We start from the raw sequence: 24,574 nt of genomic DNA on the forward strand, positions 1-24,574 counted from the left end.
GCAAGGCGCACGCGCGGTTGGACCGGTCCTCCGGCGCCGATTCCCGCGCGCTCACGCAGGATAAAGCGCGTTCATCGAATCCCAGCTGAGCTTGACGAGGCCTTCGAGCGCATCGAGATCAACCGCAGACAGCTTGCTGATGTAGAGGCACGACTTGCCCGTCTTGTGCTTGCCGAGCCGCGCGAAGAGCGCGTCCGCCTCCGGTTGCCGGTCGCAGTAATTGCCCATCAGGTTGACCGTCAGCGCGGCCTTGCGGGGAGAGAAGCCCGCGCGCATCGCCTCGCCCTCGTGGCCGCTCGCGTAGCGGTATCGATAGCTGCCGTAGCCGACTATCGAGGGCCCCCACATCTTCGGCACGAGGCCCGTCACCCGGCGGTGGAGCGCATCGACGATCTCTGCCTCCTCCCTCCGGCGTGGATCGGGCACGGTCGCGAGGAAGTCTGCCAGACGCACATCGGTCGCCTTCGTCTTCGCCTTGTATCGCGCCACTACCTTCTCTCCCTTGCCGCCCGGCACAGCTTGCCATAGGGGCCGCGCCGAACGAACGGGAAAGTGCCCATGTCCGATATCAAGAAGGTCGTCCTCGCCTATTCCGGTGGGCTCGACACCAGCGTGATCCTCAAGTGGCTGCAGGTGACCTACAATTGCGAGGTCGTCACCTTCACCGCCGACCTCGGCCAGGGAGAGGAACTCGAACCCGCCCGCGCCAAGGCGAAGCTGATGGGCATTCCCGACAAGCACATCTACATCGACGACCTGCGCGAGGAATTCGTGGGCGACTTCGTGTTCCCGATGATGCGCGCCAATGCCCGCTACGAGGGCGACTACCTCCTCGGCACCAGCATCGCCCGTCCGCTGATCTCCAAGCGGCTGATCGAGATCGCCCGCGAGACCGGTGCCGACGCGATTGCCCACGGCGCGACCGGCAAGGGCAACGACCAGGTCCGCTTCGAGCTTTCGGCCTATGCCCTGGCCCCCGACATCAAGGTCATCGCCCCGTGGCGCGAGTGGGACTTGACCTCCCGCACCGCGCTGATCGCGTGGGCCGAGGCGCACCAGATCCCGGTACCCAGGGACAAGCGCGGCGAAAGCCCGTTTTCGACCGACGCGAACCTTCTGCACACCTCTTCGGAGGGCAAGGTGCTCGAGGATCCGTGGGAGGAAGTCCCCGATTACGTCTACAGCCGGACCGACAATCCGGAAGACGCGCCCGACGCACCCGAATATATCACGATCGACTTCGAGAGGGGCGACGGCGTCGCCCTGAACGGCGAGGCGATGAGTCCGGCAACCCTGCTCGCCGCCCTCAACGATCTCGGCAGGAAGCACGGCATCGGCCGCCTCGACCTCGTCGAGAACCGTTTCGTCGGCATGAAGAGCCGGGGGATGTACGAAACGCCGGGCGGCGAAATCTACGCCCGCGCGCATCGCGGGATCGAGCAGATCACGCTCGACCGGGGGGCGGCGCACCTCAAGGACGAGCTCATGCCCAAGTATGCCGAGCTCATCTACAACGGCTTCTGGTTCGCGCCCGAACGCGAGATGCTGCAGGCGGCGATCGACCTCAGCCAGGAAAAGGTCGCGGGGACGGTGCGGCTCAAGCTCTACAAGGGCAACGCGCAGGTTGTCGGGCGCAAGTCAGCCGGTTCGCTCTATTCCGAGCGGCACGTCACCTTCGAGGACGACGCGGGCGCCTACGACCAGACGGACGCGCAAGGCTTCATCAAGCTCAACGCACTTCGTCTGAGATTGCTTGCTCAGCGCGATCGGTGAAATAATCGGTCGCGGGATCGCCTTGCGACGAACCGTTGAGTTATCCACCCATGTCCACAGCGAAAAGCGGGGATAGTGGAAAAGCGCGGACTTGCGTGCTTGCGCGACTCGGTTCTGCCATGCACCTTCAACTCATCGAAAGGGCGCGGAGACAATCGAACGGACGAGCCTAACGGTTTGAAAGTTTGAATTTTTCCAAGATCTTTCGAGATGGCGGCACAGTCCGCGCGGTCTTCGAGATCGCCCTGTAGAAGGCCTCGGCCAGAAGCAAGGGGATCGCTTGAGAAGAACGCCGGCAAGCCACCATCGACCGGTCGTCCGGTCGCTCGCCAAGGAGGCATCGCAGAGGCTTCGGCCAAAGGGATGCAGCCGCCGCCCCCTCGGGGGTGAAAGGCGGGAGGCCAATGGAAGTCCGGTCTCGGAACCGCCTGGCGGAACAGGAAAGGATCTCCGGATCCGGACCGACCGCCAGACGGAACCGGATGCCGGTGCGAGCGCCGGTGACAGAGCCTGATGGAAACCGATCCTCGATCGGGGACCCGACGGCAACGACACTGGGCGCCAAGCGCCTTTCTTCGGAAAGGACCACGCGCCGGTGAGAGTGGGGTCGACCTTCGGGTCGGCCCCATTTGCATTGGGCACCTGCGGCCGTCCCACGCCCTCGCCCATTGCTGCGTGTCATCACCGACGCGCCGGGATGCGGCGATTCGGTCTGGTGCATCCGTCCCTAGCCACCATATCCCGTTCCGTCGCGCCCTCGTCCCCAACATGGTTAAGGTTCCGTCTACCCACGATGAACGGTGGTGAGTCCGGGATGGAGCGATTCCCAGGGGGTGCCGGACGGGAAAATCCGGGACTAAACCGCTCACATGGATGGGACATCGACCTTTACGGGCCGCCGGATCGTGCGATTGATCGCATTTGCGGCTGCGCTCGCGCTGCCCGCCTCGGCGAGCACGTCCGCCCTGGCTGACGACAGCGATGCCTTCGTGCGGACGTTTACCGATATCTCCGCCCCGGTCGCCGGGACGATGCCGACGCCCGGTGCGGTCGATGTGAGCGCCATCACCGCAGCCGAGGAACCGGACGATGCCGACGAGGGGACCGCGATCGGCGGCGGCGTCGCGAGCTATTACGGCAAGAAGTTCAACGGCCGCCGCACCGCCAGTGGCGAGCGGTTCGACATGACCCAGATGACCGCCGCGCACCGCACGCTGCCGTTCGGCAGCCGGGTCCGGGTGACCAATCCGGCGAACGGCAAATCGGTGGTCGTGCGCATCAACGATCGCGGGCCGTTTCACGGCAAGCGGGTAATCGACCTGTCGCGCTCGGCAGCAACCGAGCTGGGCCTCATTGCTCGCGGCTCGGGCAAGGTCGAACTGGCACTGCTCGACTGAGCAGCGCGCCTCCAGACGTTCTACGCTGTCGGCGACGGACGCCGGATCAGGAAGCGTCCTGGCTCAGCTCGGCGTCGACACCTTCCGAATCGATCATCGCGAACGAGCGCTGCTCGCGGCGACGCAGGAGCCAGCTCGACGCGAGCCACGCGGCGGCGAGAAAGGCGAGAGTTATCAGGGTAACGGTGAAGAATGGGGACATGGGGGGTGCTCCGGGAAAAACAGGCGGGAGCACTTACGAGCGTCTCTCTGTCGCTGCGGGGCCAATGGGTCAGGCACAGCGATGCAGCCGCTATACACGGGATAGCCCCATTCGCCTAATCGGCAGACCGACTGCGTAGTACCACGCAGCCCCCGTCCTCGCCCCGATCACCACCGTTCCGGGTCCGCGAAGTGCCACTGGCCATCCTCCCCGTCGGGACCGGGCACCACGAGCCACCATTCCTCCACCCCTTCCTCGAACGCGGCGAGCTGCTCGCTCTCGACGTCGCCCGCGGCATGGCCGGGGAACTGGAACTGGTTGCGCACCCCCTCGGGCCGCGCCGCCTCCATCCGGGCGAGCCGGTTGCCGAGCCACATGCAGTCCTTCTTCGTCAGCGCGGCGTCCTCGTCGAGGCAGCGCCCGCCGCAATCGGGACAGGGGTTCTCGATCGCCGGCGCGGGCGCGGGCGCGGCGGCCTTCTTCCGCCGGGAGGCCGCGGCGGGCCTGTCACACCTGTCACACAGTCCTGGCGAAGAAACGTCCGCCGGCCCCTCCCCCCGCTCGCCGGGCGCCGGGGCAAGCGCCTCGCCGCACTCGTCGCAGACCGGCGCGGGATCGTCGATCCCGGCGGCGAACCGCTCGAGCGCGCCCTCGTAGTCCTCGGCAAAGGCGCGCAGCCGCGCGTCCTCGGTCAGCCGGTCGAGCCGCGCGAGGTGCGCGAGCAGCAGGCGCGCGTCATAGCGGCGGCGGGTGGCGACGACCTCGCCGTGGTACCACACCTCCTCCTCCACCCCGTCGATCGCACGGGAGGCGAGCACGTCCTCGTGCAGCGCGCGGGCCGAGAGCAGCGCCGCGTCCCACGCCCGGCGAAATGCGGGAGAGGCCCTTCGCTCGCGATAGGCGGTGCGATAGCTGATCCCGGCCTGCGCCGCCGAAGGCCGCACCGCCCCGCTCCCCGCTAGCGCGTGGAGGAACGCGACCTGGCGCTCGCGGGTGAAGACGGCCTGCGGGGCAAGGTCGGCGGGATCGTCCGCCAGCGCGGCGATCGGGTGGGTGAGCGCGGGGGTGTTGGCGTGCATGGGGCGGGTCCGTCCGTGGGGAGATGGACCGCGTTATGTATGCGGGACGGGGGGCTGTAGGAAAATGGTTTGTGCGGGCGGGAGCAGCCCGCGCGCCGCTACATCGAGTTGAGGTGGAGCATATTCCCGTCGGGGTCCTTGAGCCACACCAGCTTAATGCCCCCGGCGTCGTGCACGCCGTCCTCGAACCGGCCGATCTTACGGATAGTGCTCGAACGTGGCGCCCCTGGCCCCTAGCGCGGCGACGATCGCGTCGATCTCGTCCCCCAAGCCCCACACCACCGCGTTGGCGCGGTTATGGCCTGCCTCGGCGGAAGCGTAGACCACCAGGCGCGTCGCGCCGGTGCGGTAGGTGAGCACCCCCTCCTCCCCGCCGCCACTCTCGTCGAGCTCGAGCCCGAGGACGTCGCTGTAGAACCCCCGCGCCCGCGCGAGATCGGACACGACGACGATGGCGGAGGAGTTGTGGTGTTTGAGCATGGGGTTCAACCTTGTTTGCAGTCGTAGAGTTCCTGTGAGCGCAGTGGCGTCGTGCCCATTTAAAACCTAGCCAGGGCTCCGCAGTAGCTGGTCTTCCCGCAGCGCCACTGCGGGGGCCGCATCTGTGTATTCATTCAGGAGCACAGGGTGTAGACGTCTTATTCTCCACAGCGACCTTAACTCAAGGCTATAGCGCACCTTGAAAAGAAGCCGTGCCCCCCTTAGTCGAAGAACCTCGCATTTGGGGGACGCAAAGAAAATGCCTGTTACTCTACGGAGGGGAATGTCGATCGGTCAAATGTCCGCCGAGCAAGACCAAAAGTTTCTCGCTGAATGCTTCATCGAAACGGGCCAACCGGAACAGGTTTGCGACATTGATAATCCGAGCGCGATTGTCCTTGGCAGGACAGGTAGCGGGAAAAGTGCGCTACTGTTTCACATTGACGAAACTCAGGATAATGTCTCGCGTATAGATCCAGAGGATCTCTCGCTTAATTTTATCAGTAATTCAACAATAATTCGCTATTTTGAAGACTTGGGTGTGGACCTCAACGTTTTCTACCAGTTGCTGTGGCGTCACGTTTTAGTCGTCGAACTCCTTAAGTTGAAGAAGGAGTTCTACGATCAGGAATCGGCCAAGAAATGGTTCGCGGGAATCTACAACACACTTAACCGCAACCCAAAGCGGCAAGCGGCACTAGAGTACCTGACCCGATTCAGCAGTCAATTTTGGCTAGACACTGAGAAGCGGGTAAAAGAGGTCGTTAGCAAAATCGAGTCCTCAATGGAGGACAAAATTGGGATGACGGCCGACGCCCTTCGAGCTAAAATCGAGGCTGCCTCAGTGGCGTCCGATAAGAGATCACGCGAGGAAACTGCGGAGATTATCAATAAGGCTCAGCAAGTCGTCAACGCTGTCCAGATTCAAGAGCTATCTGAGCTTCTTAGCTTTCTGGCGGAGGACATTTTTGACGACAAGAAAGCTCGTTATTATCTAATTATCGATGACCTTGACACTGGTTGGGTTCACGACTCCCTTCGCTTCAAACTTATCCGGGCCTTAATTGAAACACTGAGAAAATTCAGGCGCGTATCAAACGTAAAGATCGTGATCAGCTTGCGGGCGGACCTCTTGCACACCGTTATGACGCGAACCGAGGGGCGTGGCTTTCAGAGCGAAAAATTTGAAGACATGATGTTACGTCTGCGATGGTCCGCTGACGATCTGAAAGACCTAATCGAAGAACGGCTCAATTTCGTTTTCAAAGACCAGTATACCGGGCGGAGAGTCAAGTTCGAGGACATCTTCACGTCAAAGATCGGAGACCATGAGCCCCTGACCTACATGTTGAATCGCTCACTTTATCGCCCAAGAGACGTGATATCTTATGTGAATCAGTGCTTCGAAGAGGCCGAACCCGGCGCATCGTCAATATCGGCGCGCCTTGTAAGGCAAGCTGAGGCGGAGTACTCGAACAAAAGATTCAGAGCGATTGTGGAGGAATGGGAAGGTGCATTTGGCGACCTTGAGACAGTTCTCGAGAGCCTCCGTCACCTTGATGCGCGGTTCGCTTACACAGACCTGACAGACAAGTTCTTCGAAAACATCTGCATCGAATTGGTCGCTGGCGACGGTGTGGTGTCAGGCAAGTTCGTCTCAATCTGCAATGGAATAATCAATAATGAACAACCGAATTATCATCACCTGAGGCGTACGTTTGTTGAAGTCATGTACCTCGTAGGCGCTGTCGGTATAAAAAGATCATCTGGCTCTAAGTTCGAGTGGAGTTACAAGAATGATCCAGTTCTTAACACTGCGCTGGTCGACTCTGACACCAAATTTGCGATCCATCCGATGTTGCATAGACGCCTAAATCTAAAAGGCGATGGTTCGACATTTAATACATAAGCAGTGATCTCTGCCAGCCGAACTCAGTTGCACTATTCGGCCGGCTCACGCATACGCTCGCCCACCGCACCTTGCTTTGCCAGCATCGGCGCAAGGTACTGCCCCGTAAAGCTCCGCGCATTCGCCGCTGCCGCCTCCGGTGTGCCTTCCGCGACGATCTCCCCTCCCCGCACGCCGCCTTCCGGACCGAGGTCGACGATCCAGTCGGCGGTCTTGATCACGTCGAGGTTGTGTTCGATCACCACCACGCTGTTGCCCTGGTCGACCAGCCGGTGGAGCACTTCCGGCAGCTTGCGTGCGTCTTCCCGACGCCTACGCGGTGCTCTCGCCCGCAGCCGGGCGCGGCGGGAGCGAGGGACTCCCGCCGCGCGGCGACCGTTAGACGAGGGCCTACTTCTCGAGCTGGCCGCGCAGCGCGCCGCCCGGGAAGGCGGCATTGTGGACGTTGACGTAGTAGTCCGACGGGCTGATCAGGATCTCGCGTAACTGCTCCTTCGGTACCGAAACGCAGCCGGAACTCGAGCCCGAGCCCGGCGCGCTGAGCGCGATTACCACCGGTCCCGGCGAACCGGCGGGCGCCTCGTGGATGTGCGCGGCGGTCGCGGGGTCAATGCCGCTGACCATCAGCGTGTAGCAGAACTGGCCCTGGCCGACGTTGATGCGGGCGACCAACGTGCCGTCGCCGTCCTCGTCGCCGGGACCCGGCGCTTCGCTCGCGCCATCGAGCGTGGCGGTCAGCGGGCGGCCGTTCTGCAGGTGGGCGGCAGTGGTGGGCACCGCGATCACAAGCGCGGCAAGCGCCGACGCAGCGGCGATCTGGGATAGCTTCATTTCAGGGGCCTCCTCGGCGAGGCGGGCAGCCCGAGGGGTTCGAACCGTGCGACCGCCTCGAAAGGTTAATCGCGGGGTCCTCCAATGGTTCCCCGACAGCCAGCGCCGCCAAGTGAAGGCGCGCCGGGGTAAGTCGCGCGGATCATTTCTTCCCGCGGCGATCCGGTCCATCGGTAAGCAGGTCGCTCAGCGGTGCTCGCGAGCGGAAAGCGAAGCAGGCGAGGCCGGCGAGCAGCCCCGCCCCAAGGACGAGGGGCCAGCGGTCAAGCGGGCCGGCGCCGCCGAACGATTCGGCCAGCAATGCGAGCGCGCACACCACCAGGACCGCGCCGCCGATGCGGCTCCAGATCATGCCGGCCTTGCGGTCGATCCGGTCGATGACCGCTTCCTCGTCTCCCTCTGACATCGCCGCCCTACTCTGCCGCCTCGGTTTCCCGTTCCTCCGCCTTCGCCAGCATCGGCGCAAGGTAGTGCCCGGTGAAGCTGCGCGGGTTCTTCGCCACCGCTTCGGGCGTGCCTTCCGCGACGATCTCCCCGCCGCGCACGCCGCCCTCCGGGCCGAGGTCGACGATCCAGTCGGCGGTCTTGATCACGTCGAGGTTGTGTTCGATCACCACCACGCTGTTGCCTTGGTCGACCAGCCGCTGGAGCACCTCGAGCAGCTTGCGGACGTCCTCGAAGTGGAGGCCCGTGGTCGGCTCGTCGAGGATGTAGAGCGTCTGTCCGGTGCTGCGGCGGCTGAGTTCCTTGGCGAGCTTCACCCGCTGCGCCTCGCCGCCCGACAGGGTGGTCGCCTGCTGGCCGACCTTGACGTAGCCGAGGCCGACCTCGTTCAGCATGTGCATCTTGTCGCGGATCGGGGGGACGGCCTTAAAGAACTCCTCCGCGTCCTCGATCGTCATGTCGAGCACGTCGGCGATGCTGAGGCCCTTGAACTTCACCTCGAGCGTCTCGCGGTTGTAGCGCTTGCCGTGGCATTCCTCGCAGGTGACGTAGACGTCGGGCAGGAAGTGCATCTCGATCTTGATCAGCCCGTCACCCTGGCACGCCTCGCACCGGCCGCCCTTGACGTTGAAGCTGAAGCGCCCCGCCTTGTACCCGCGCGCCTGGCTTTCGGGCAGGCCTGCGAACCAGTCACGGATCTGGGTGAAGGCGCCGGTGTAGGTCGCCGGATTGGAGCGCGGGGTGCGGCCGATCGGCGACTGGTCGATCTCGATCACCTTGTCGCACAGTTCGAGGCCGGTGACCTTGTCGTGCGGGCCGGCGATCACCCGCGCGCCGTTCAGCGTGCGCGCGGCGGCGGCGTAGAGCGTGTCGATGGTGAAGCTCGACTTGCCCGAGCCCGACACGCCCGTGATGCAGCAGAACGTGCCCAATGGGATGCTGGCGGTGACGTTCTGGAGGTTGTTCGCGCGCGCGCCGTGAACGGTGATCTGGTGCCCGTTGCCCTTGCGGCGGACCCTGGGCACCGCGATTTCGCGCCGGCCGGTGAGGTAGTCGGCGGTAAGGCTGTTCTTCGCCTTGAGCACGTCCTTCAACGTGCCCTGCGCGACGATCTCGCCCCCGTGCACGCCCGCGCCGGGGCCGAGATCGACCACGTGGTCGGCGGCGCGGATCGCGTCCTCGTCGTGCTCGACCACGATGACCGTGTTGCCGAGGTCGCGCAGGCGCTTCAGCGTTTCGAGCAGCCGGTCGTTGTCACGCTGGTGGAGGCCGATCGACGGCTCGTCGAGCACGTAGAGCACGCCGCTGAGGCCAGAGCCGATCTGGCTGGCGAGCCGGATGCGCTGGCTCTCCCCGCCGCTGAGCGTGCCGCTGGTGCGGTCGAGGTTGAGGTAGTCGAGCCCGACATTGTCGAGGAAGCCCAGCCGCTCGTTGATCTCCTTCAGGATCGCGCGGGCGATCTGGTTCTGCGTGTCGGTGAGCTGGTCGGGCAGGCCGAGGAACCAGTCCTTCGCCGCCGTCACGCTCATCTGCGTGGGGGTGGCGATGTCGGTCCCGGCGACCTTCACCGCGAGCGCCTTGTCGTTGAGGCGCTTGCCGTGGCACGTCTCGCACGCCTGGGCCGTCTGGTACTTGCCCAGCTCCTCGCGCATCCACGCGCTCTCGGTCTGGAGCATCCGGCGGTTGAGGTTGCCGATCACCCCCTCGAACGCCTTGCGCACGGTATATTCCTTGCGCCCGTCCTTGAACGTGAGCGGCACCGCCCGGCCCCGGGTGCCGAACAGGATAACGTCCCGGTTCGCCTCGCCCAGCTCGTCCCACGGGGTGGTGAGGTCGAAGCCGTATTCCTTCGCGAGGCTGGAGAGCACCTGCATGTAGTAGGGCGACGGCGGGTTGGACTTGGCCCACGGCACCACCGCGCCCTGTTTCAGCGTGAGGTGCTCGTTGGGGACCACAAGCTGCGGGTCGAACAGGAGCTTCTCGCCCAGGCCGTCGCACGCCGGGCACGCGCCCTGCGGGGCGTTGAACGAGAACAGCCGCGGCTCGATCTCCTCGATCGTGAAACCGGATACCGGGCAGGCGAACTTTTCGGAAAAGACGATGCGGTTGGCGGGCAGCCCGGCGCCCTTGAGCTTTTGTTCCTGGGCGCCCCCGGCTTCGCCCTCGCCCTCGCGCCCCGGCACCACGCCGTCGGCAAGGTCGACGTAGGCCAACCCTTCGGCCAGCTTGAGCGCCTGCTCGAAGCTGTCGGCAAGGCGGGTCTGGATGCCGTCCTTCACCGCGATCCGGTCGACCACCACCTCGATGTCGTGCTTGTACTTCTTGTCGAGCGCCGGGGCTTCCTCGATCGGGTACATCTCGCCGTCGATGCGGACGCGGGTGAACCCCGCCTTCTGCCATTCGGCGAGTTCCTTGCGGTACTCGCCCTTGCGACCGCGGACGACGGGGGCGAGCAGGTAGAGCCGGGTCCCCTCGGGAAGTTCCATCACCCGGTCGACCATGTTCGAGACCGTCTGCGCCTCGATCGGCAGGCCGGTGGCGGGCGAATAGGGCACGCCGACCCGCGCCCACAGCAGGCGCATGTAGTCGTAGATCTCGGTCACCGTCGCCACGGTCGAGCGCGGGTTGCGCGACGTGGTCTTCTGCTCGATCGAGATGGCGGGCGAGAGCCCGTCGATGTGCTCGACATCGGGCTTCTGCATCATCTCCAGGAACTGGCGCGCGTAGGCGCTCAGGCTCTCGACGTAGCGCCGCTGGCCCTCGGCATAGATCGTGTCGAAGGCGAGGCTCGACTTGCCCGAGCCCGACAGCCCCGTAATCACGATCAGGCTGTCGCGCGGCAGATCGATGTCGATGCCCTTGAGGTTATGCTCGCGCGCACCGCGGACGGAGATCTGGGTGAGGGACATAGGGTTGGCGTGTTCCGCTTTCGTTCGCGCAAGTCAAGGGGCGCGCGGGCGCGGTCCCCCGTGTCCGACGCATGTGGGACCGTGCGACCGTATTGCAACCCGCTGGTGGCCCACCGGGGGGCCGTACTAAATCGATGTTAACCATGCTGGGCTAACGGACGAAACGATCGCGCAAGACGCGCTCGCCGGGAGGAAGTGTGCGCGGCAAGGTCATCATCGAAGACAGCGGGCTGGTGCGCCCCGCGCCGGACCCGCGATGGGCCGCGGAAATCCGGCGCGAGATGATCCAGGGCATCGTCGATGTCGAGCAGCGCGCGGTCATCGCCAATCTTGCGTGCCTCCTGCTTGTTACGTTCGCCGCCGTGTCGATGCCGAACGCGTGGTCGTATGCGCTGCCGATCGCGATGCGCGTAGGGGCGATGGGTGCCACGCGAACGACTTTCGCGAGGCTGCGGCGCGCGCTCGCGGCAGGCGGGGATTACAAGCGCGAAACCCGCCACGTTGTCGCCGCGCTCGCTATCGGAGGCGCCTCCTGGGCAGCAGTCCTCGTACCGGTGGTCGCCGAGCCCTTTCTCAACCCTGGCAGGATGCTGATCGGCGGCGGTGTCCTCGTCGGCGTCAGCATCATCGTGAGCCTGCTGGCGCCCGTGCCGCGGTTTGCAGGAGCGTTCTGTGCGGGATTCGCACTCGTCTTCGCGGCGGGGATCGCCAGCGCGCTTGCGGACTTCGCGGTGCGCGCAAGCCTCGGCATGGTCGGCCTCTTCGCGATCTTCCTGTCATACGGCTTCGCCACCACCAGCCGCCATCGCGCCGCCGCGGAGATGCTGGTCGAGAACCGCGCCATGAGCGAGGAACTCGCCGAGGCCCTCGCCCAGGCCGAGTTCCTGGCCTATCGCGACCCGCTGACCGGGTTGTTGAACCGCCGCTCCTTCTTCCAGTGCGCCGCCGAACACGGCAACGACCGCGTGCGCCACGTGATCACGATCGACCTCGACCATTTCAAGGCCATCAACGACCGCTTCGGGCACGAGACGGGCGATCGCGTGCTGGTGGGGGTGGCCGCCGCGCTTCGCGGCGTGATCGAGGAACTCGACGGCGACGGTCATTGCGCGGTGCGCCTGGGCGGCGAGGAATTCGCGATGGTCGTATCGATCGCGGAGCCCCGCCCGACCGTCATCGTGGCCGAAATGGTGCGCCATGCGATCGCGCTCGTGGCCGGCGAACTCGGCGTGCGCGACCTGGTCACCACGGCATCGATCGGGATATGCGCCTGGCAACCGGGACAACCGCTCGACGAGGTGCTCGCGCGGGCGGACCGGGCGCTCTATCGCGCCAAGAGCGAAGGGCGGAACCGGGTGATCCGGGCCCGCGCCTCGGCCCGCTGACGCCGCGAAGCGCCCAGCCGCCCCGAGTTCGCGGCCAATCGCCCAATGCGACAGTCGCCGGGCAATCCCTATCGCGCTAGTTTCCTGTCCGGGCCCTCACGGGAGGGGCCGATGAGGGAAGGGTTCGCAATGCCATTCAACAAGTTCGCCGGCGCATTCGCGCTGGCCGCCGTCGTCGTCGCCGCCACCCCCGCGATGGCCGACGACCCCAACGACCCGACGATGCGCTCGGCCGCGGCCAAGGCGCGGGACCGCGCGATCATCAAGCGCCTGAACGAGGAGCAGCTGCGCTACGTCCAGCAACGCGATGCGGGTTACGCCAAAGGCTGGGCCGCCTACCGCAGCGCCCCGCGCGAAAACGCGCGCCGCCAGGCCGCATACGAACGCGAGATGGCCCGCTGGCGCCACGCCGTGAACATGTGCGAAAGCGGCCGCCACGAATACTGCGCACGCTGACCCGCGGCCGAATGCCTGCCGTTGGTCGAGCGGCTGGCCCATTTCATCGACCACCCTTTTGCAAGGCTCGGCACGTCGGCCTCAAGGAAGCCGACCGAGACCGGCGGCAACTCTACTCGCCGAAAAGCCACTATGGGGATTACGCGATGAACGACCTGCGATCGACCTCTGCATCCGTGCGCCTGCTGGCCGCCGCCTCGGCGTTCGCATTGTCGCTGACGGCAGCGCCGGTCCATGCGCAGGATCCCGGCGCGGATTCGGCCGAGGACCAGATCGTCGTCACCGGTCATCCCGCGATCGGCGAGTTCGGCCTCGACATGACAACCCGCGATCTTTCCGTGAAGCCTGGCGACGACTTCGAGATGTACGCCAGCGGCGCCTGGATCGCACGGACCGAAATTCCTTCCGACCGGGCCTCGACGGGTTCATTCGTCAACCTTGACGAGGACGTGCGGGAACAGGTCCGCGAGCTGGTTACCGGCAACGCCAGCAGCGGCACCAAGTACGGCCGCGCCTATGCCGCCTATATGGACGAAAAGGCGATCGAGCGCGCCGGGCTCGCTCCGCTGATGCGGGACATCACCCGCGTTCGCGCGATTTCGGACAAGTCGCAGTTCGCCCGCTTCATGGGCTCGACCTACGACAAGTTCGGCGCAACGCTGTTCGCCGGCGAACCTTACGCCGATACCGGAGATCCGACCACGAACGTCCTGTGGTTCGGCCAGTCCGGCCTCGGCCTGCCCGACCGCGATTATTACCTCAAGGCGGACTTCGCCAAGCAGCGGGCCGCCTACCAGGCCTATATCGAGCGCACCTTCCGGTCGATCGGGGTGAAGGACCCGGCGATCGCGGCGCAGGACGTGATGGCGTTCGAGACCTACGTCGCGCAGCTTTCGTGGCCGACTGACGACCGCCGGGACATCGGCAAGATCAACAACCCGATGTCGACCGAACAGCTTGCCGCATATGCGCCCGGGATCGACTGGGCCGCATACTGGGAGGGTGCGAACGTGCCCCCGCAGAACCGCATGATCGTCAACGAGAACACCGCGGTAAAGGCGCTCGCCGCGCTCTATGACAGCACCGATCTCGACACGCTCAAGTTGTGGGAGCAGTTCCACGTCGCCAACCAGGCGGCGGCCTTCCTTCCCAAGTCCTTCGTCGATTCCAAGTTCGCCTTCACCAGCCAGCTGACCGGGGTCACGGAGCAGCGGCCACGGTGGAAGCGCGCGATCGACCACGTCAACGGCGCGATGGGCGAACTCGTCGGCAAGGCTTACGTCGCGGAGTATTTCCCTCCGATCGCCAAGGAGCGGATGGAAGACCTCGTCAGCAATCTCAAGCTTGCGATGGCGGACCGCATCCGGGCCAACGAGTGGATGGGTGCCGCCACCAAGCAGGCCGCGCTCGAGAAACTCCAGAAGATGGACGTCATGGTCGGCTATCCCGACAAGTGGCGCGACTTTTCGGGGCTGGCCGTGGGCGGCTCGCTCTACGACAACGCGGTCGCCGCGACCAAGTTCAACGCCGACTACGCGCTGGACGATCTCGGCAAGCCGGTCGATCGCAGGAAGTGGGCGATGAACCCGCAGACCGTGAACGCCTACAACGGCGGGCTGGAAAACAAGATGGTGTTCCCCGCCGGCATCCTGCAGCCCCCGTTCTTCGATCCCTTCGCTGACGCGGCGGTCAATTATGGCGCGATCGGCGTGGTGATAGGACACGAGATCAGCCATGGTTTCGACGACCAGGGCCGCAAGATCGACGCCGACGGTGCGGTACGCGATTGGTGGACCGCGGCGGACGCCGCGCGGTTCGAAAGCGAAGCCAAGGTCTTCGGCGACCAGTACGCCAAGTACGAGGCGGCACCGGGCGCATTCGTCAATCCCACGCTGACGATGGGCGAGAACATCGCCGACCTGGCCGGAGTGCTCGTGGCCTATGACGCCTATCACAAGTCGCTGGGCGGCAAGGAAGCGCCCGTCATCGGCGGGCTGACCGGCGACCAGCGGTTCTTCCTCGCTTACGCGCAGGTCTGGCGCGCCAAGATGCGCGAGGATGCGCTGCGCAATCAGGTCACCACCGACCCGCACAGCCCGACACGCTTCCGCACCATCGGCCCGCTGCGCAACGTCGATGCCTGGTACGCCGCGTTCGACGTGAAGCCGGGCGATGCCAACTACATTCCGCCCGAGGACCGCGCGCGCATCTGGTAACAAGTATCAAGTCGGGACCCATCGCTCGGGCCGGGCGTTTTTCGACCCCATGCCCGATTCCATCCCAACGCCGACCCGTCCCGCCGATACCGAAGCGGATTTCCGCCGGAAGATAGAAGACGCCGCGTTCCCCTGCGTCGGCGCCAAATCGGCGCTGGCGCGGGACACGATGCGCTTCGTCCACGCGCGCGACATCACCAGCGGATGGAACGACCTCCAGATCACCCACGACCTGCTTGAATGGTCGTGGCGCTACAAGGACGAGCGCGAGGGGCTGCGCAGCTTCGTGGTGATCTTCGACCGGCCGGTCGACCTCGACGAAAAGGCGTTCGAGGCGGCCATGTGGCAACGCCTGCAGTCGATCGCCGACAAGGATCACTGGCTCGGCCAGAAGCCCGATCCGCGGGTGAGCGGCGATCCCGAGGACCCGCACTTCTCGCTGAGCTTCGGGGGCGAAGCCTATTTCGTCGTCGGCCTCCATCCCGCTGCCTCGCGTCCGGCGCGGCGGTTCGAGAGGCCCGCGATGGTGTTCAACCTGCACGACCAGTTCGAACGGCTCCGCGCGAATGGGCGCTACGAGCGGATGCGCGAGAAGATCATCGAACGCGACATAGCTCTCGCGGGCACGCCGAACCCGATGCTGGAACGGCACGGCGAAGCGAGTGCGGCGCGTCAGTTCAGTGGCCGTGCGGTCGACGAAGACTGGAGCTGTCCGTTCCAAGACCCGCGTGCATGAAAACCCAGCGCATCGCCCCTCGTTCGGGCGTCGCCTTCGAGCTTTCGAAGGGACAGGCGCTCACAGTGATCGACCCGCAGGGAACCCAGGTGGCCGATCTGCTGGCCTATTCGCGCGGCGACGTACGCGAGGTCATCTCGAACGGCCGCACCTTCGACTACGAGGAGACGATCGCGCTCACCACGGGCAACCGGCTGTGGTCGAACCGGTCGAACCCGCTGCTGGCCATCGAGGAGGACACCGTCGGACGCCACGACTTCCTGCTCACCCCGTGCAGCGAGGCGACTTTCCGCCGGTTTTATCCCGACAAGGCGGTTCACCCGGGCTGCTTCGGCAATCTCGCCCAGGCGCTTGGCCCCTGGGGGATCGAGCCCGACGCCATCCCGTGCGCGTTCAACGTCTTCATGAACGTGCCGGTCGCACCCGACGGTTCGCTGCGCGTCGATCCGCCTACAAGCAGGCCGGGCGACTTCATCCGCCTGCGCGCCCTTGCCGACCTCGTGATCGGGCTCACGGCCTGTTCGGCCTACGCCTCGAACGGGGGCAGCTTCAAGCCGATCGACTACCGTATAGAGTGATCCCGTGACCCGCCTGTTCGTCGCCCTCCGCCCCCCGCCACCGGTGCGCGCGGCCCTTCTCGCGGCCCAAGGCGGTGTCGAGCGCGCGCGTTGGCAGTCGGACGAGCAGCTGCACCTGACACTGCGCTTCGTCGGAGAAGTCGATCGCCGCACGGCCGAGGACCTCGTTACGGCACTGGACGGCGTTTCTGCGCCGTCGTTCACCCTGGAGGTGCGCGGTGTCGGCCATTTCGAGAAAAAGGGCCGCGCGAGTGCGCTGTGGGCGGCGGTCGCCCCGAACCCCGCGCTCGAAGTCCTCGAGCGCCGCGTCGAGCGCGCCTGCCGCGCCGCCGGCATCGCGCCGGAAACCCGCCGGTTCATTCCCCATGTCACCCTGGCCCGTCTTGGCGGCGGAGCTGTTGGCGCCGGCGACTGGCTTTCCGCGAATGGCAGCCTTGTCGCGCCGGCGTGGCCCGTCGCAGCCTTCCGGCTCTACGAAAGCCGCATGGGCCGCGGAGGATCGGCTTACCTGCCCTTGGCCGAGTGGACGCTCGATCCTGCAAACGGCTGACACGGATCGACGAACGGCGCACAATGCGGTTGCACCAGCAACCATTCATCGTCTCAAGCGTAAGTCTTCCGCGACCCGCCGGACGGCGGGCGACCAATTCGAGCCTTTGGGGACCGCAATGACCACCCGTTTCATCGTCGCCGCCGCCCTGGCGGGGACCTCGCTTGCCGGATGCACCACCATGACCGCCGAGACCGCCGAACGCCCCGCCGCCGTCGCGATCCCGCAGGCCACCGGCTATTTCGCGCAGCCGAGCACCCTGCCCCTTCACGCGCCGGACTTCACGAAAATCTCCGACGCCGATTTCGCACCCGCGTTCGAGCAGGCGATGGCGATCCAGCGCGCCGAAGTGGCCGCGATCGTAGCCAACCCCGACGCGCCGACCTTCGCGAACACGATCGTCGCGCTCGAGGACACGGGCAAGATGCTCGGCCGCGTCGAGAGCGTGTTCGGTTCGCTGACCGGCGCGAACACCAACCCCACGCTCGACGCGATCGACGCTGCGATCAGCCCGAAGCTGACCGCACATTACGATGCGATCAGCCTCGATCCCGGCCTCTTCGCCCGCGTGAAAGCGGTCTACGACAACCGTGCCGCGATGAGCATGACGCCCGAAGACGCGAAGCTGCTCGAGGACACCTATGACAGGATGGTCCACGCGGGCGCCGAACTCACTCCCGCGCAGAAGGAAGCCGTCAAGGCGATCAACGCGCGCCTGTCGGCGGTGACCACCGAATTCGGGCAGAAGCTGACTGACGCGACCAAGGCGAACGCGCTGGTCGTTGCAGACAAGGCCAGGCTGGCCGGGCTGCCGGAGGCCGAAATCGCCGCCGCCGCCAAGCTCGCCGCCGAGCGGGGCCAGGACGGCAGCTACGCGATCGCGCTCCAGAACACGACGCAGCAGCCCCCGCTCGCCTCGCTCAAGGATCGCGCGACCCGCGAGGCCCTGTTCGAGAAGAGCTGGAACCGCGCCCAGCGGGGCAATGCCAATGACACCCGTGCGCTGATCGCCGAGATCGTCAACCTGCGCGCGAAGAAGGCCGCGCTGTTCGGGGCGCCCGACTGGGCGACCTACCAGATGTGGGACCGGATGGCGAAGAACCCGAAGACAGCGCTCGGCTTCATGGAACAGATGGTGCCCGCGCTCGAGGCGACGCAGCGCGCCGATGCGGCCGCGCTCAACGCCGAGATCAAGGCGAGCGGCAAGGACTTCACGGTCCAGCCGTGGGACTGGCAGATGTACGCCAACCAGCTGAAGGCCAAGAAGTTCGATCTCGATGAAGACGCGGTAAAGCCCTATTTCGAGGTGAACCGCGTGCTCGAGGACGGCGTCTTCTTCATGGCGAACAAGCTGTACGGCCTGTCGTTCAAGAAGCGCGACGACCTGCCGGTCTACCACCCGGATGTGACCGTGTACGACGTGATCGACCGCGACGGCAGCCAGCTCGGCCTGTTCTACTTCGATCCCTTCCAGCGCGACAACAAGCGCGGGGGTGCGTGGATGAGCTACTTCGTCAAGCCGTCGCAGCGCGATGGGAAGATGCCGGTCGTCTACAACGTCCTCAACATTCCCAAGGCGCCGGCGGGCGAACCGCAACTCGTCAGTTTCGACAACGTCGAGACGATGTTCCACGAATTCGGCCACGCGGTGCATGGCCTGTTCGCCGACCAGCAGTACGGTTCGCTGTCCGGCACCAGCGTCGCCCGCGACTTCGTCGAGTTCCCCAGCCAGGTGCACGAGATCTGGGCAAGCTATCCCGAGGTGCTCGCCAACTACGCCAAGCACTACCAGACCGGTGAGCCGATCCCGCAGGAGCTGATCGCCAAGATCCAGGCGGCGGCGAAGTTCGACCAGGGATACCAGTTCGGCGAGGTGGTCGAGGCTGCGCTGCTCGACATGAAGTGGCACGCGCTCTCGCCCGCCGAGGCCGCGGCGATCGATACGCCCGAAAAGGTCACCGCATTCGAAGACAAGGCGCTCAAGGAACTGGGGCTTGCCGTCGATCTCGTCCCGCCGCGCTACCGGACGAGCTATTTCCGGCACATCTTCTCGGACCCGGCGGGATACTCGGCGGGCTACTACAGCTACCTATGGACCGAGATGCTCGATCGTGCGAGCCGCCAGTGGTTCCTCGACAACGGGGGCCTGACCCGCGCCAACGGCGACCATTTCCGCGCCACCGTTCTCAGCCGCGGGGGAACCCAGGACTACTTCGAAATGTACAAGGCCTTCACCGGCCGCGAGCCGGACGTGAAGCCGATGCTCGAGGCGCGCGGGCTTGTGGCCGACACGAAGTAACCCACGGCCGCAGGGGGCGGATGGCATCGCCGTCCGTCCCCGCACACCGCCGTCACAGGGCGTTTCGTCACCCGGACGAGTCGTGGACCGGCTCCGCTCTCCAACCGTTGGTTGAAGTGAGGGGGGAGTAAGGAGGCACGCCTTGACCGCCCATTCCCAGCTGGCCGAATCCCCCGCGCCCCCACGACGCCGCGACCCGGTGCGGCGCGTGCTGGCCCGGATGCGGGAGCGACGGCGGAACGAACTCGAACGGCGCCGTCGGCGCCGGTACCGGCCCCGCCCCCCACGGCGGTCGTCGCTTCAGGGACGGATGCGCAAGCGCAAGGCGGCGCTCGCGCTGTCGGCCGGAGTCATGGGCGTATCGACCGCTGCAATCGGATCGATCGCGACCGAACCGGCGGTCGCGTCCATGCAGGCCGACACGCCGCTTGCCCGAATGCCCGCGAGCGAGTTGCGCACCAGCCAGCAATTCAAGGAAGCGTTGATCCAGGAGGAAGGCGTCCGCGACGTCGTCTATCGGGACGTCGCCGGATACCCGACCGTCGGGGTGGGCCATCTCGTAAGGGCTTCCGACGGGCTCAGCGTGGGGGATCGGGTCAGCTACGACCGCATCCTCGATTTCCTCGAACAGGACGTGGCCGAGGCGGAAGCCGCGGTCGTCCGCGTGGTCGGTGACCTGCCCCTGTTCCAGCACGAATTCGATGCGCTTGTCGACCTCGTCTACAATGTCGGCGAGGGCAACCTTTCTGCCCGCGAGAGTCCCGGCCTGGCCCGGGCCATCGCCTTGCGCGACTATGAAGGGATCGCGAGCGAACTCGATTACCGTTACGCCGGCGGGGACCTGGCGCGCGGGCTCGCCTACCGCAGCGAGCGGCGCACGCAGATGTTCCTGAATGCGGCCTACGACGATCCCCGCGAGGCGTCCGGTCCGGCGGCGACCGGCAGGGCCTGATCGGCGACGAGCGCGCGCGCGCCCGGCTCGCCCAGCCAACGCGCGCCTATCCCCCACACGCGCGTAACGATCGCGTCCGACAGCGCGTCGTCGGGGATGCCATCGGTCATCTTGCGCCCGCTCTCGAGCACGATCACCCGGTCGGCGTGATTCATCGCCAGCGCGAGGTCGTGGAGGACCAGCACCACCCCACGTCCGGATTCGGCTGCGCCGCGCAGGTAGGCAAGCAGGCGAAGCTGGTGCGCGAGGTCGAGCGCGGCGAGCGGCTCGTCAGCCAGGATCCAGCGCGGGCTTCCGGCTAGGACCCGCGCCAGCAGCGCACGCGCGCGCTCGCCGCCCGAGAGCCGGGAAACGGGCCGGTCCGCAAGGGCGTCAAGATCGAGCGCCGCGAGGGCTGCGGCGACGTGGGCCTCGCCCCGGTCGCGGTGCGGCAGCCGCCCAAGCGCGACGAGGCGCCGCACGGCGAGGTCCCATGCCACTGCGCCGTCCTGCGGCAGGTAGCCGATCGCCTGCGCGCGCCTTTGCGGATGGAGCCCGACAAGATCGCACCCGTCGAGCGTGACCGACCCGCAATCGGGCGCGAGCAGTCCGGCGAGACACTGGAGCAGGCTCGACTTGCCCGCCCCGTTCGGCCCGCAGATCGCCGTGATCCGGCCAGGTTCGAGCGTTGCGGAAACGTTCGCGAGGCGCCCCCGAAGGGTGAGATCGCGCGCCGCGAGCGTCATGCCAGCCCTCGCCGCATCCGCAGCAGCAGCCAGAGGAAGAACGGTGCGCCGATCAGGCTCAGCGCGATCCCGAGCCGCAGTTCGGTCACCAGCGGCAGGACGCGGCACGCGCTGTCGGCCACCAGCACCAGCAGCGCACCCGCGAGCGCGCTCGGCAGGAGCAGCTGCGAGGGGCTGCGGTCGGTGAACGGGCGAACGAGGTGCGGGACGATCAGGCCGACGAAACCGACGATACCGGCGACCGCGACCCCGCTTCCCACCGTCAGCCCGACCCCCGCGATCAGCCAGGTCTGCAACCGGCGCGGCTCCATGCCCAGGCTGCGCGCGGCGGCATCTCCCAGCACCAGGGCGTCGAGATCGCGTCCCGCGACGAACAGGCAGGCGATCCCGGCCATCGTCAGCGGGGCGGCAAGCCATACGTCGGCCCACGACCTGTCGGTCAGCGCTCCCATCAGCCAGGTGACGATTTCGCTCATCGCGAAGGCGTTGGGCGCGAGGCTGATCGCAAGGCTGGTCAGCGCGCCCGCGAGGCTGGCGATCATCATCCCCGCAAGGGTGAACAGCGCGATGCCGCCGGTGCGTCCCGCGATCGCGGCGAGCAGCGCCATCGCGCCCGCCGCGCCGAGCAGGGCGAACAGCGGCAGCAGGATCGGCGAGGCCGCGTAGCCGAGCCACAGGCTCGCCACCGCGCCGAGCGCGGCACCCGGCGCGATGCCGAACAGGCCCGGGTCGGCGAGGGGGTTGCGCAGGTAGCCCTGCATCGCCGCACCGCTCGCGCCCAGCCCCGCCCCGATCACCAGCGCGAGGACCGTGCGCGGCAGGCGCAGTTCGGCGAGGATCACCGCGGCGTTGGGCGTGGATGCCGGGTCGATCCACACCCGTCCGGCGAGCAGCGACAGCGGCACCGCCAGGGCGACGAGGACAAGCAGCAGCGGGACCGGGCGGGTCACGAAACGCCCCGCCGTATTTCCGCCAGGCGCCCGGCCGCGCCGATGATCGTCGGCCCGCCGCAATAAAGCAGCGAAGGGTCGAACGCGGCACGCTGCATCCGCGGCAGGGCGCCAAGCGCCGGGTGGTGCTGGCCGCGCTCGCTGCCGGCGACCAGCAGGGCGGCCGGAGGATCGGCAAGGAGGCGTTCGAGCGAGAGGTAGTCGGCCTGCGCCATCCCGCGTGCGGCGCTCGCGTTTACAAAGCCCGTGCGGGCCATCAGTTCGCTCACCAGCGCGCCGTTGCCGGGCACGATGCCGTCGGGCTGCCAGAGGATTGCCGGCACGGCCCGGTCGCTATGCGCCGCGGCCAGCGCGGCCTCGATCCGGCGAACGAGTGCCTCGCCGCGCTCGGGGTGGCCCGCCAGCTTCGCCAGCCGCCTGACCTGCGCCTCGCTCGCGGCGACGGTCGAGGCGATGCCGACGGTTTCGACCCGCAGGCCGAGCCGCGCGAGCGATGCGCGCGTGGCCGGCGGCATGAAGCTCGAGCCGACAACCAGGTCGGGATCGAGCGCCAGCACTTCCTCGACCGTGCCGCCGGTGGCGCGGAACCGCCGCGCCTCGGCCAGCGGCATCGAGGTCGCCCGCGGGTCGTGGCTGTAGTGGCTGATCGCGAGGATCTGCGCCGGGTCTGCGACTTCGGCGAGAATCGCGTCGGTGCACGGGTTGAGGCTGACGATCGTGGGCTGCACGCCGCCCGCGCGCTGCGGCGGCGGTGCGGCGCACCCCGAGAGCAGCGCGCAAGCGGCGAGCAATACCCTCACAGCTTCAGCCGTGCCCCGACGAACGCGGTGCGTCCCCGGGTGCCGTAGCCCGCGACCTCGACGTAGTTCGCGTCGAACAGGTTCTCGACCCGCCCGTATAGTTCGAGCCGCCGGCCCAGCGGGACGCTCGCCCGCAGGTCGACCAGCACGTGTCCGTCGATCCGCGTGACATTGCCCGCGTCGTCGAAGCTGTCGCCGACCAGCCGCACGTCGCCTCCCAGGCTTGCAAGGACTGGCGTGGCCCAGTCGAGCGAGCCAGTGAGCGCGTGGCGGGGACGCCGCGCCAGGTCTGCCCCGGTTCCCCGATCGTTTGCATCGACGAAGCTGTAGGCAAGCCGGGTGCTGAGGGCGGCGGTCGGCGCGAGGCCGAACTCGACTTCGAACCCCTGCGCCCGGGCGCGCCCGACGTTGGCGTACGTCCCGAAGGGGCGGTTCGTGCAGATGCCCCCCGTCACCCCGAGGCACGAGACGAAGTCGATCAGGTCGCGGCTGTCGCGCCGGAACATGGTCACCGCGCCCCAGGTCGGGTCGGAGCGGCTGTGCCAGTCGAGGCCGAGGTCGAAGCTGCGGCTGCGCTCAGGCACCAGACCCGTGTTGCCAAAGTCGGACAGGAGCTGGAACAGCGTCGGCGCCTTGAACCCCTCGCCGTACGATGCACGCAGGCGGAAGTCGCGTCCGAGGCGATAGCTCGCGTCGGCACCAAGGCTCGTCGCGCCGCCGAAGCGCGCGTGCTCGTCGCGCCGCAGGCCGGCGTGGGCGGAGATGCCGCCCCACTCGATCCCTCCCTGCATGTACGCGCCCCAGATGCTGGTCTTCTGCGGCGCGTCGAACAGCGTGGCGAAGCGCGTCCACTCGCGCTCACCGCCGAAGTGGACTACGAACGGACCGAGCGGCCGCCACTCGCCGCGCAGGTCGGCGCGCCGCGAATGGCCGTCGGTGGTATAGGTTGGCGCGCTGCCGAACGCGGGATCGAAGCTCTCGCGCTCGGTGTCGGACACCGAATATGCCGCGCGCAGGAAGAACAGCGCGCTGTCGTATATCGCGCCCGCAGCGCCAGTGTACTGCCGCGTGTCCTGCGTCTCGGCGGTGTCGGCGAACGTAAAGTGGGGCGGCGGAAAACCGTCGATGTCGAGGCTGCCCCTGGCGTAGCGGCCCTGCGCGAACAGTTCGAAAGTTTCGGAGAGATAGGCGCGCACCTGCCCGTTCGCGGACCACTGCTCGAATCCGTCGGGCTCGGTGCCGGTCGCGGCGGCGGAAAACCCGTCGGTCTTCTGCCAGCCCGCCGAACCGCCGACGAAGAACGCGTCCGAACCCGCGCCTCCGCTGGCCGTCAGGTATCGCGAATCGTCGCCGCCGTATTCGGCGCTCGCATCCAGGCCGCGCGTCGCACGCGTCGTCACTGCGAGCACTCCGCCGATCGCGTCCGAACCCCAGATCGTCGAGTTCGAGCCGCGCAACAGGTCGAGCTTCTCGACCTCGCCCGCGGCGAGCGTGCCGAAGTCGAACCCGCCGCCGGGCGCTGCCGGGTCGGCCACCCGCACCCCGTCGACGAGGACGAGCAGTTGCTCGGCCCCCGCGCCGCGCACGCGCACGCCGGTGAACGAACCGGGCGGCCCGTTGCGGGTGATCGTCACGCCGGGCGCACGTCGGAGCACGCGGGCGATGTCGGCGCCCTGCACCGCGTCGATCTCGACTTCGCCGATCACGGTGACGGACTGGCCGGTGTCGGCGACGTTGCCGCGCGCGCCGGTGGCGGTCACGGTGATCGCCGTCTCGTCGGTTTGCGGGGCCGCGAGGACTTGCTCCTGCGCGGCCAGCGGCGATGCGAGGAGAGTCGAACCCATTAGAAACAGTAATTTGCGCACAGTACCTCCATCATGAACGACATTGCCGTCCATGGCGG

At 66.8% G+C, this 24,574-nt stretch carries 22 protein-coding genes and 1 pseudogene; 11 read left to right on the forward strand and 12 right to left on the reverse strand.

Annotation, left to right across the window (positions count from 1 at the left end; genetic code table 11):
• Window positions 1-51: 51 nt before the first annotated feature.
• Entirely contained in the window at window positions 52-489 is a 438-nt protein-coding gene (locus N0B51_RS08810) for a DUF1801 domain-containing protein (RefSeq protein ID WP_259961952.1), read from the reverse strand.
• A 69-nt stretch (window positions 490-558) separates the two neighbouring features.
• On the opposite strand from N0B51_RS08810, the gene N0B51_RS08815 reads away from it, so the two are divergent.
• Both N0B51_RS08815 and N0B51_RS08820 read left to right on the forward strand, forming a co-directional pair.
• Window positions 559-1,773 (forward strand): argininosuccinate synthase, encoded by a 1,215-nt coding sequence (locus tag N0B51_RS08815; protein ID WP_259961953.1) that lies wholly within the window; start codon window positions 559-561, stop codon window positions 1,771-1,773.
• Between the two features lie 869 nt (window positions 1,774-2,642).
• On the forward strand, window positions 2,643-3,170 hold the full coding sequence (locus N0B51_RS08820) for a septal ring lytic transglycosylase RlpA family protein (protein WP_259961954.1): 528 nt from the start codon (window positions 2,643-2,645) through the stop codon (window positions 3,168-3,170).
• Between the two features lie 46 nt (window positions 3,171-3,216).
• Here the strand turns inward: N0B51_RS08820 and N0B51_RS08825 are convergent, their stop codons facing one another.
• The 3 genes from N0B51_RS08825 to N0B51_RS08835 form a co-directional block, all read right to left on the reverse strand.
• Complete coding sequence (locus N0B51_RS08825; protein ID WP_259961955.1) at window positions 3,217-3,372, reverse strand: hypothetical protein; 156 nt, start codon at window positions 3,370-3,372, stop codon at window positions 3,217-3,219.
• Window positions 3,373-3,539: 167 nt separating this feature from the next.
• Window positions 3,540-4,451 carry a hypothetical protein gene (locus N0B51_RS08830; protein WP_259961956.1) on the reverse strand — a complete coding sequence of 304 codons (912 nt, stop codon included), beginning with the start codon at window positions 4,449-4,451 and terminating at the stop codon, window positions 3,540-3,542.
• 198 nt (window positions 4,452-4,649) lie between these two features.
• Window positions 4,650-4,931, reverse strand: coding sequence for a VOC family protein (locus N0B51_RS08835; protein ID WP_259961957.1), 282 nt, complete (start codon window positions 4,929-4,931; stop codon window positions 4,650-4,652).
• A gap of 283 nt (window positions 4,932-5,214) precedes the next feature.
• Between N0B51_RS08835 and N0B51_RS08840 the strand changes: the two genes are divergently transcribed.
• Window positions 5,215-6,840 (forward strand): P-loop ATPase, Sll1717 family, encoded by a 1,626-nt coding sequence (locus N0B51_RS08840; protein ID WP_259961958.1) that lies wholly within the window; start codon window positions 5,215-5,217, stop codon window positions 6,838-6,840.
• Between the two features lie 32 nt (window positions 6,841-6,872).
• On the opposite strand, the pseudogene N0B51_RS08845 reads toward N0B51_RS08840, so the two are convergent.
• The 4 genes and pseudogenes from N0B51_RS08845 to uvrA all read right to left on the reverse strand — a co-directional run.
• Window positions 6,873-7,145 (reverse strand): annotated as a pseudogene (locus N0B51_RS08845) (hypothetical protein); the annotation flags it as partial.
• A gap of 85 nt (window positions 7,146-7,230) precedes the next feature.
• Window positions 7,231-7,671: a CHRD domain-containing protein gene (locus tag N0B51_RS08850; protein WP_259961960.1), complete on the reverse strand. Its 441-nt coding sequence runs from the start codon at window positions 7,669-7,671 to the stop codon at window positions 7,231-7,233.
• 142 nt (window positions 7,672-7,813) lie between these two features.
• Window positions 7,814-8,077 carry a hypothetical protein gene (locus tag N0B51_RS08855; protein ID WP_259961961.1) on the reverse strand — a complete coding sequence of 88 codons (264 nt, stop codon included), beginning with the start codon at window positions 8,075-8,077 and terminating at the stop codon, window positions 7,814-7,816.
• Between the two features lie 7 nt (window positions 8,078-8,084).
• Entirely contained in the window at window positions 8,085-11,024 is a 2,940-nt protein-coding gene (gene uvrA, locus N0B51_RS08860) for an excinuclease ABC subunit UvrA (RefSeq protein WP_259961962.1), read from the reverse strand.
• Window positions 11,025-11,221: 197 nt separating this feature from the next.
• On the opposite strand from uvrA, the gene N0B51_RS08865 reads away from it, so the two are divergent.
• From N0B51_RS08865 to N0B51_RS08900, 8 genes are all read left to right on the forward strand, one after another.
• Window positions 11,222-12,409: a GGDEF domain-containing protein gene (locus N0B51_RS08865; protein ID WP_259961963.1), complete on the forward strand. Its 1,188-nt coding sequence runs from the start codon at window positions 11,222-11,224 to the stop codon at window positions 12,407-12,409.
• A 111-nt stretch (window positions 12,410-12,520) separates the two neighbouring features.
• Complete coding sequence (locus N0B51_RS08870) at window positions 12,521-12,865, forward strand: hypothetical protein (protein WP_259961964.1); 345 nt, start codon at window positions 12,521-12,523, stop codon at window positions 12,863-12,865.
• A 146-nt stretch (window positions 12,866-13,011) separates the two neighbouring features.
• A complete protein-coding gene (locus N0B51_RS08875) occupies window positions 13,012-15,081 on the forward strand; it encodes a M13 family metallopeptidase (protein WP_259961965.1) in 2,070 nt (689 codons plus the stop codon).
• 49 nt (window positions 15,082-15,130) lie between these two features.
• The gene (gene gntA, locus N0B51_RS08880; RefSeq protein ID WP_259961966.1) at window positions 15,131-15,817 is read left to right on the forward strand and encodes a guanitoxin biosynthesis heme-dependent pre-guanitoxin N-hydroxylase GntA; all 687 of its coding nucleotides are present in this window, start codon (window positions 15,131-15,133) and stop codon (window positions 15,815-15,817) included.
• The gene (locus N0B51_RS08885; RefSeq protein WP_259961967.1) at window positions 15,814-16,395 is read left to right on the forward strand and encodes a DUF1989 domain-containing protein; all 582 of its coding nucleotides are present in this window, start codon (window positions 15,814-15,816) and stop codon (window positions 16,393-16,395) included. The genes gntA and N0B51_RS08885 overlap by 4 nt, the downstream gene beginning before the upstream one ends.
• 4 nt (window positions 16,396-16,399) lie before the next feature.
• Window positions 16,400-16,945 (forward strand): RNA 2',3'-cyclic phosphodiesterase, encoded by a 546-nt coding sequence (gene thpR, locus N0B51_RS08890; protein ID WP_259961968.1) that lies wholly within the window; start codon window positions 16,400-16,402, stop codon window positions 16,943-16,945.
• 118 nt (window positions 16,946-17,063) lie between these two features.
• Window positions 17,064-19,244: a M3 family metallopeptidase gene (locus N0B51_RS08895; RefSeq protein WP_259961969.1), complete on the forward strand. Its 2,181-nt coding sequence runs from the start codon at window positions 17,064-17,066 to the stop codon at window positions 19,242-19,244.
• 310 nt (window positions 19,245-19,554) lie between these two features.
• Window positions 19,555-20,196, forward strand: a complete 642-nt coding sequence (locus N0B51_RS08900) for a lysozyme (RefSeq protein ID WP_259961970.1) — start codon at window positions 19,555-19,557, stop codon at window positions 20,194-20,196.
• Here N0B51_RS08900 and N0B51_RS08905 read toward each other — a convergent pair.
• From N0B51_RS08905 to N0B51_RS08920, 4 genes are read right to left on the reverse strand one after another with little or no spacing between them, the layout of a single operon-like run.
• Window positions 20,145-20,921 carry an ABC transporter ATP-binding protein gene (locus N0B51_RS08905; protein WP_259961971.1) on the reverse strand — a complete coding sequence of 259 codons (777 nt, stop codon included), beginning with the start codon at window positions 20,919-20,921 and terminating at the stop codon, window positions 20,145-20,147. The two genes, N0B51_RS08900 and N0B51_RS08905, sit on opposite strands and share 52 nt — an antisense overlap.
• Window positions 20,918-21,871, reverse strand: a complete 954-nt coding sequence (locus N0B51_RS08910; RefSeq protein ID WP_259961972.1) for a FecCD family ABC transporter permease — start codon at window positions 21,869-21,871, stop codon at window positions 20,918-20,920. Before N0B51_RS08910 ends, N0B51_RS08905 begins: the two co-directional genes overlap by 4 nt.
• The gene (locus N0B51_RS08915) at window positions 21,868-22,671 is read right to left on the reverse strand and encodes an ABC transporter substrate-binding protein (RefSeq protein ID WP_259961973.1); all 804 of its coding nucleotides are present in this window, start codon (window positions 22,669-22,671) and stop codon (window positions 21,868-21,870) included. Before N0B51_RS08915 ends, N0B51_RS08910 begins: the two co-directional genes overlap by 4 nt.
• Window positions 22,668-24,515: a TonB-dependent receptor plug domain-containing protein gene (locus N0B51_RS08920; protein WP_259961974.1), complete on the reverse strand. Its 1,848-nt coding sequence runs from the start codon at window positions 24,513-24,515 to the stop codon at window positions 22,668-22,670. Before N0B51_RS08920 ends, N0B51_RS08915 begins: the two co-directional genes overlap by 4 nt.
• Window positions 24,516-24,574 lie beyond the last annotated feature (59 nt).

It is taken from the genome of Tsuneonella litorea (assembly GCF_025154015.1).
In the GTDB taxonomy this organism is placed as follows: Bacteria; Pseudomonadota; Alphaproteobacteria; order Sphingomonadales; family Sphingomonadaceae; genus Tsuneonella; species Tsuneonella litorea.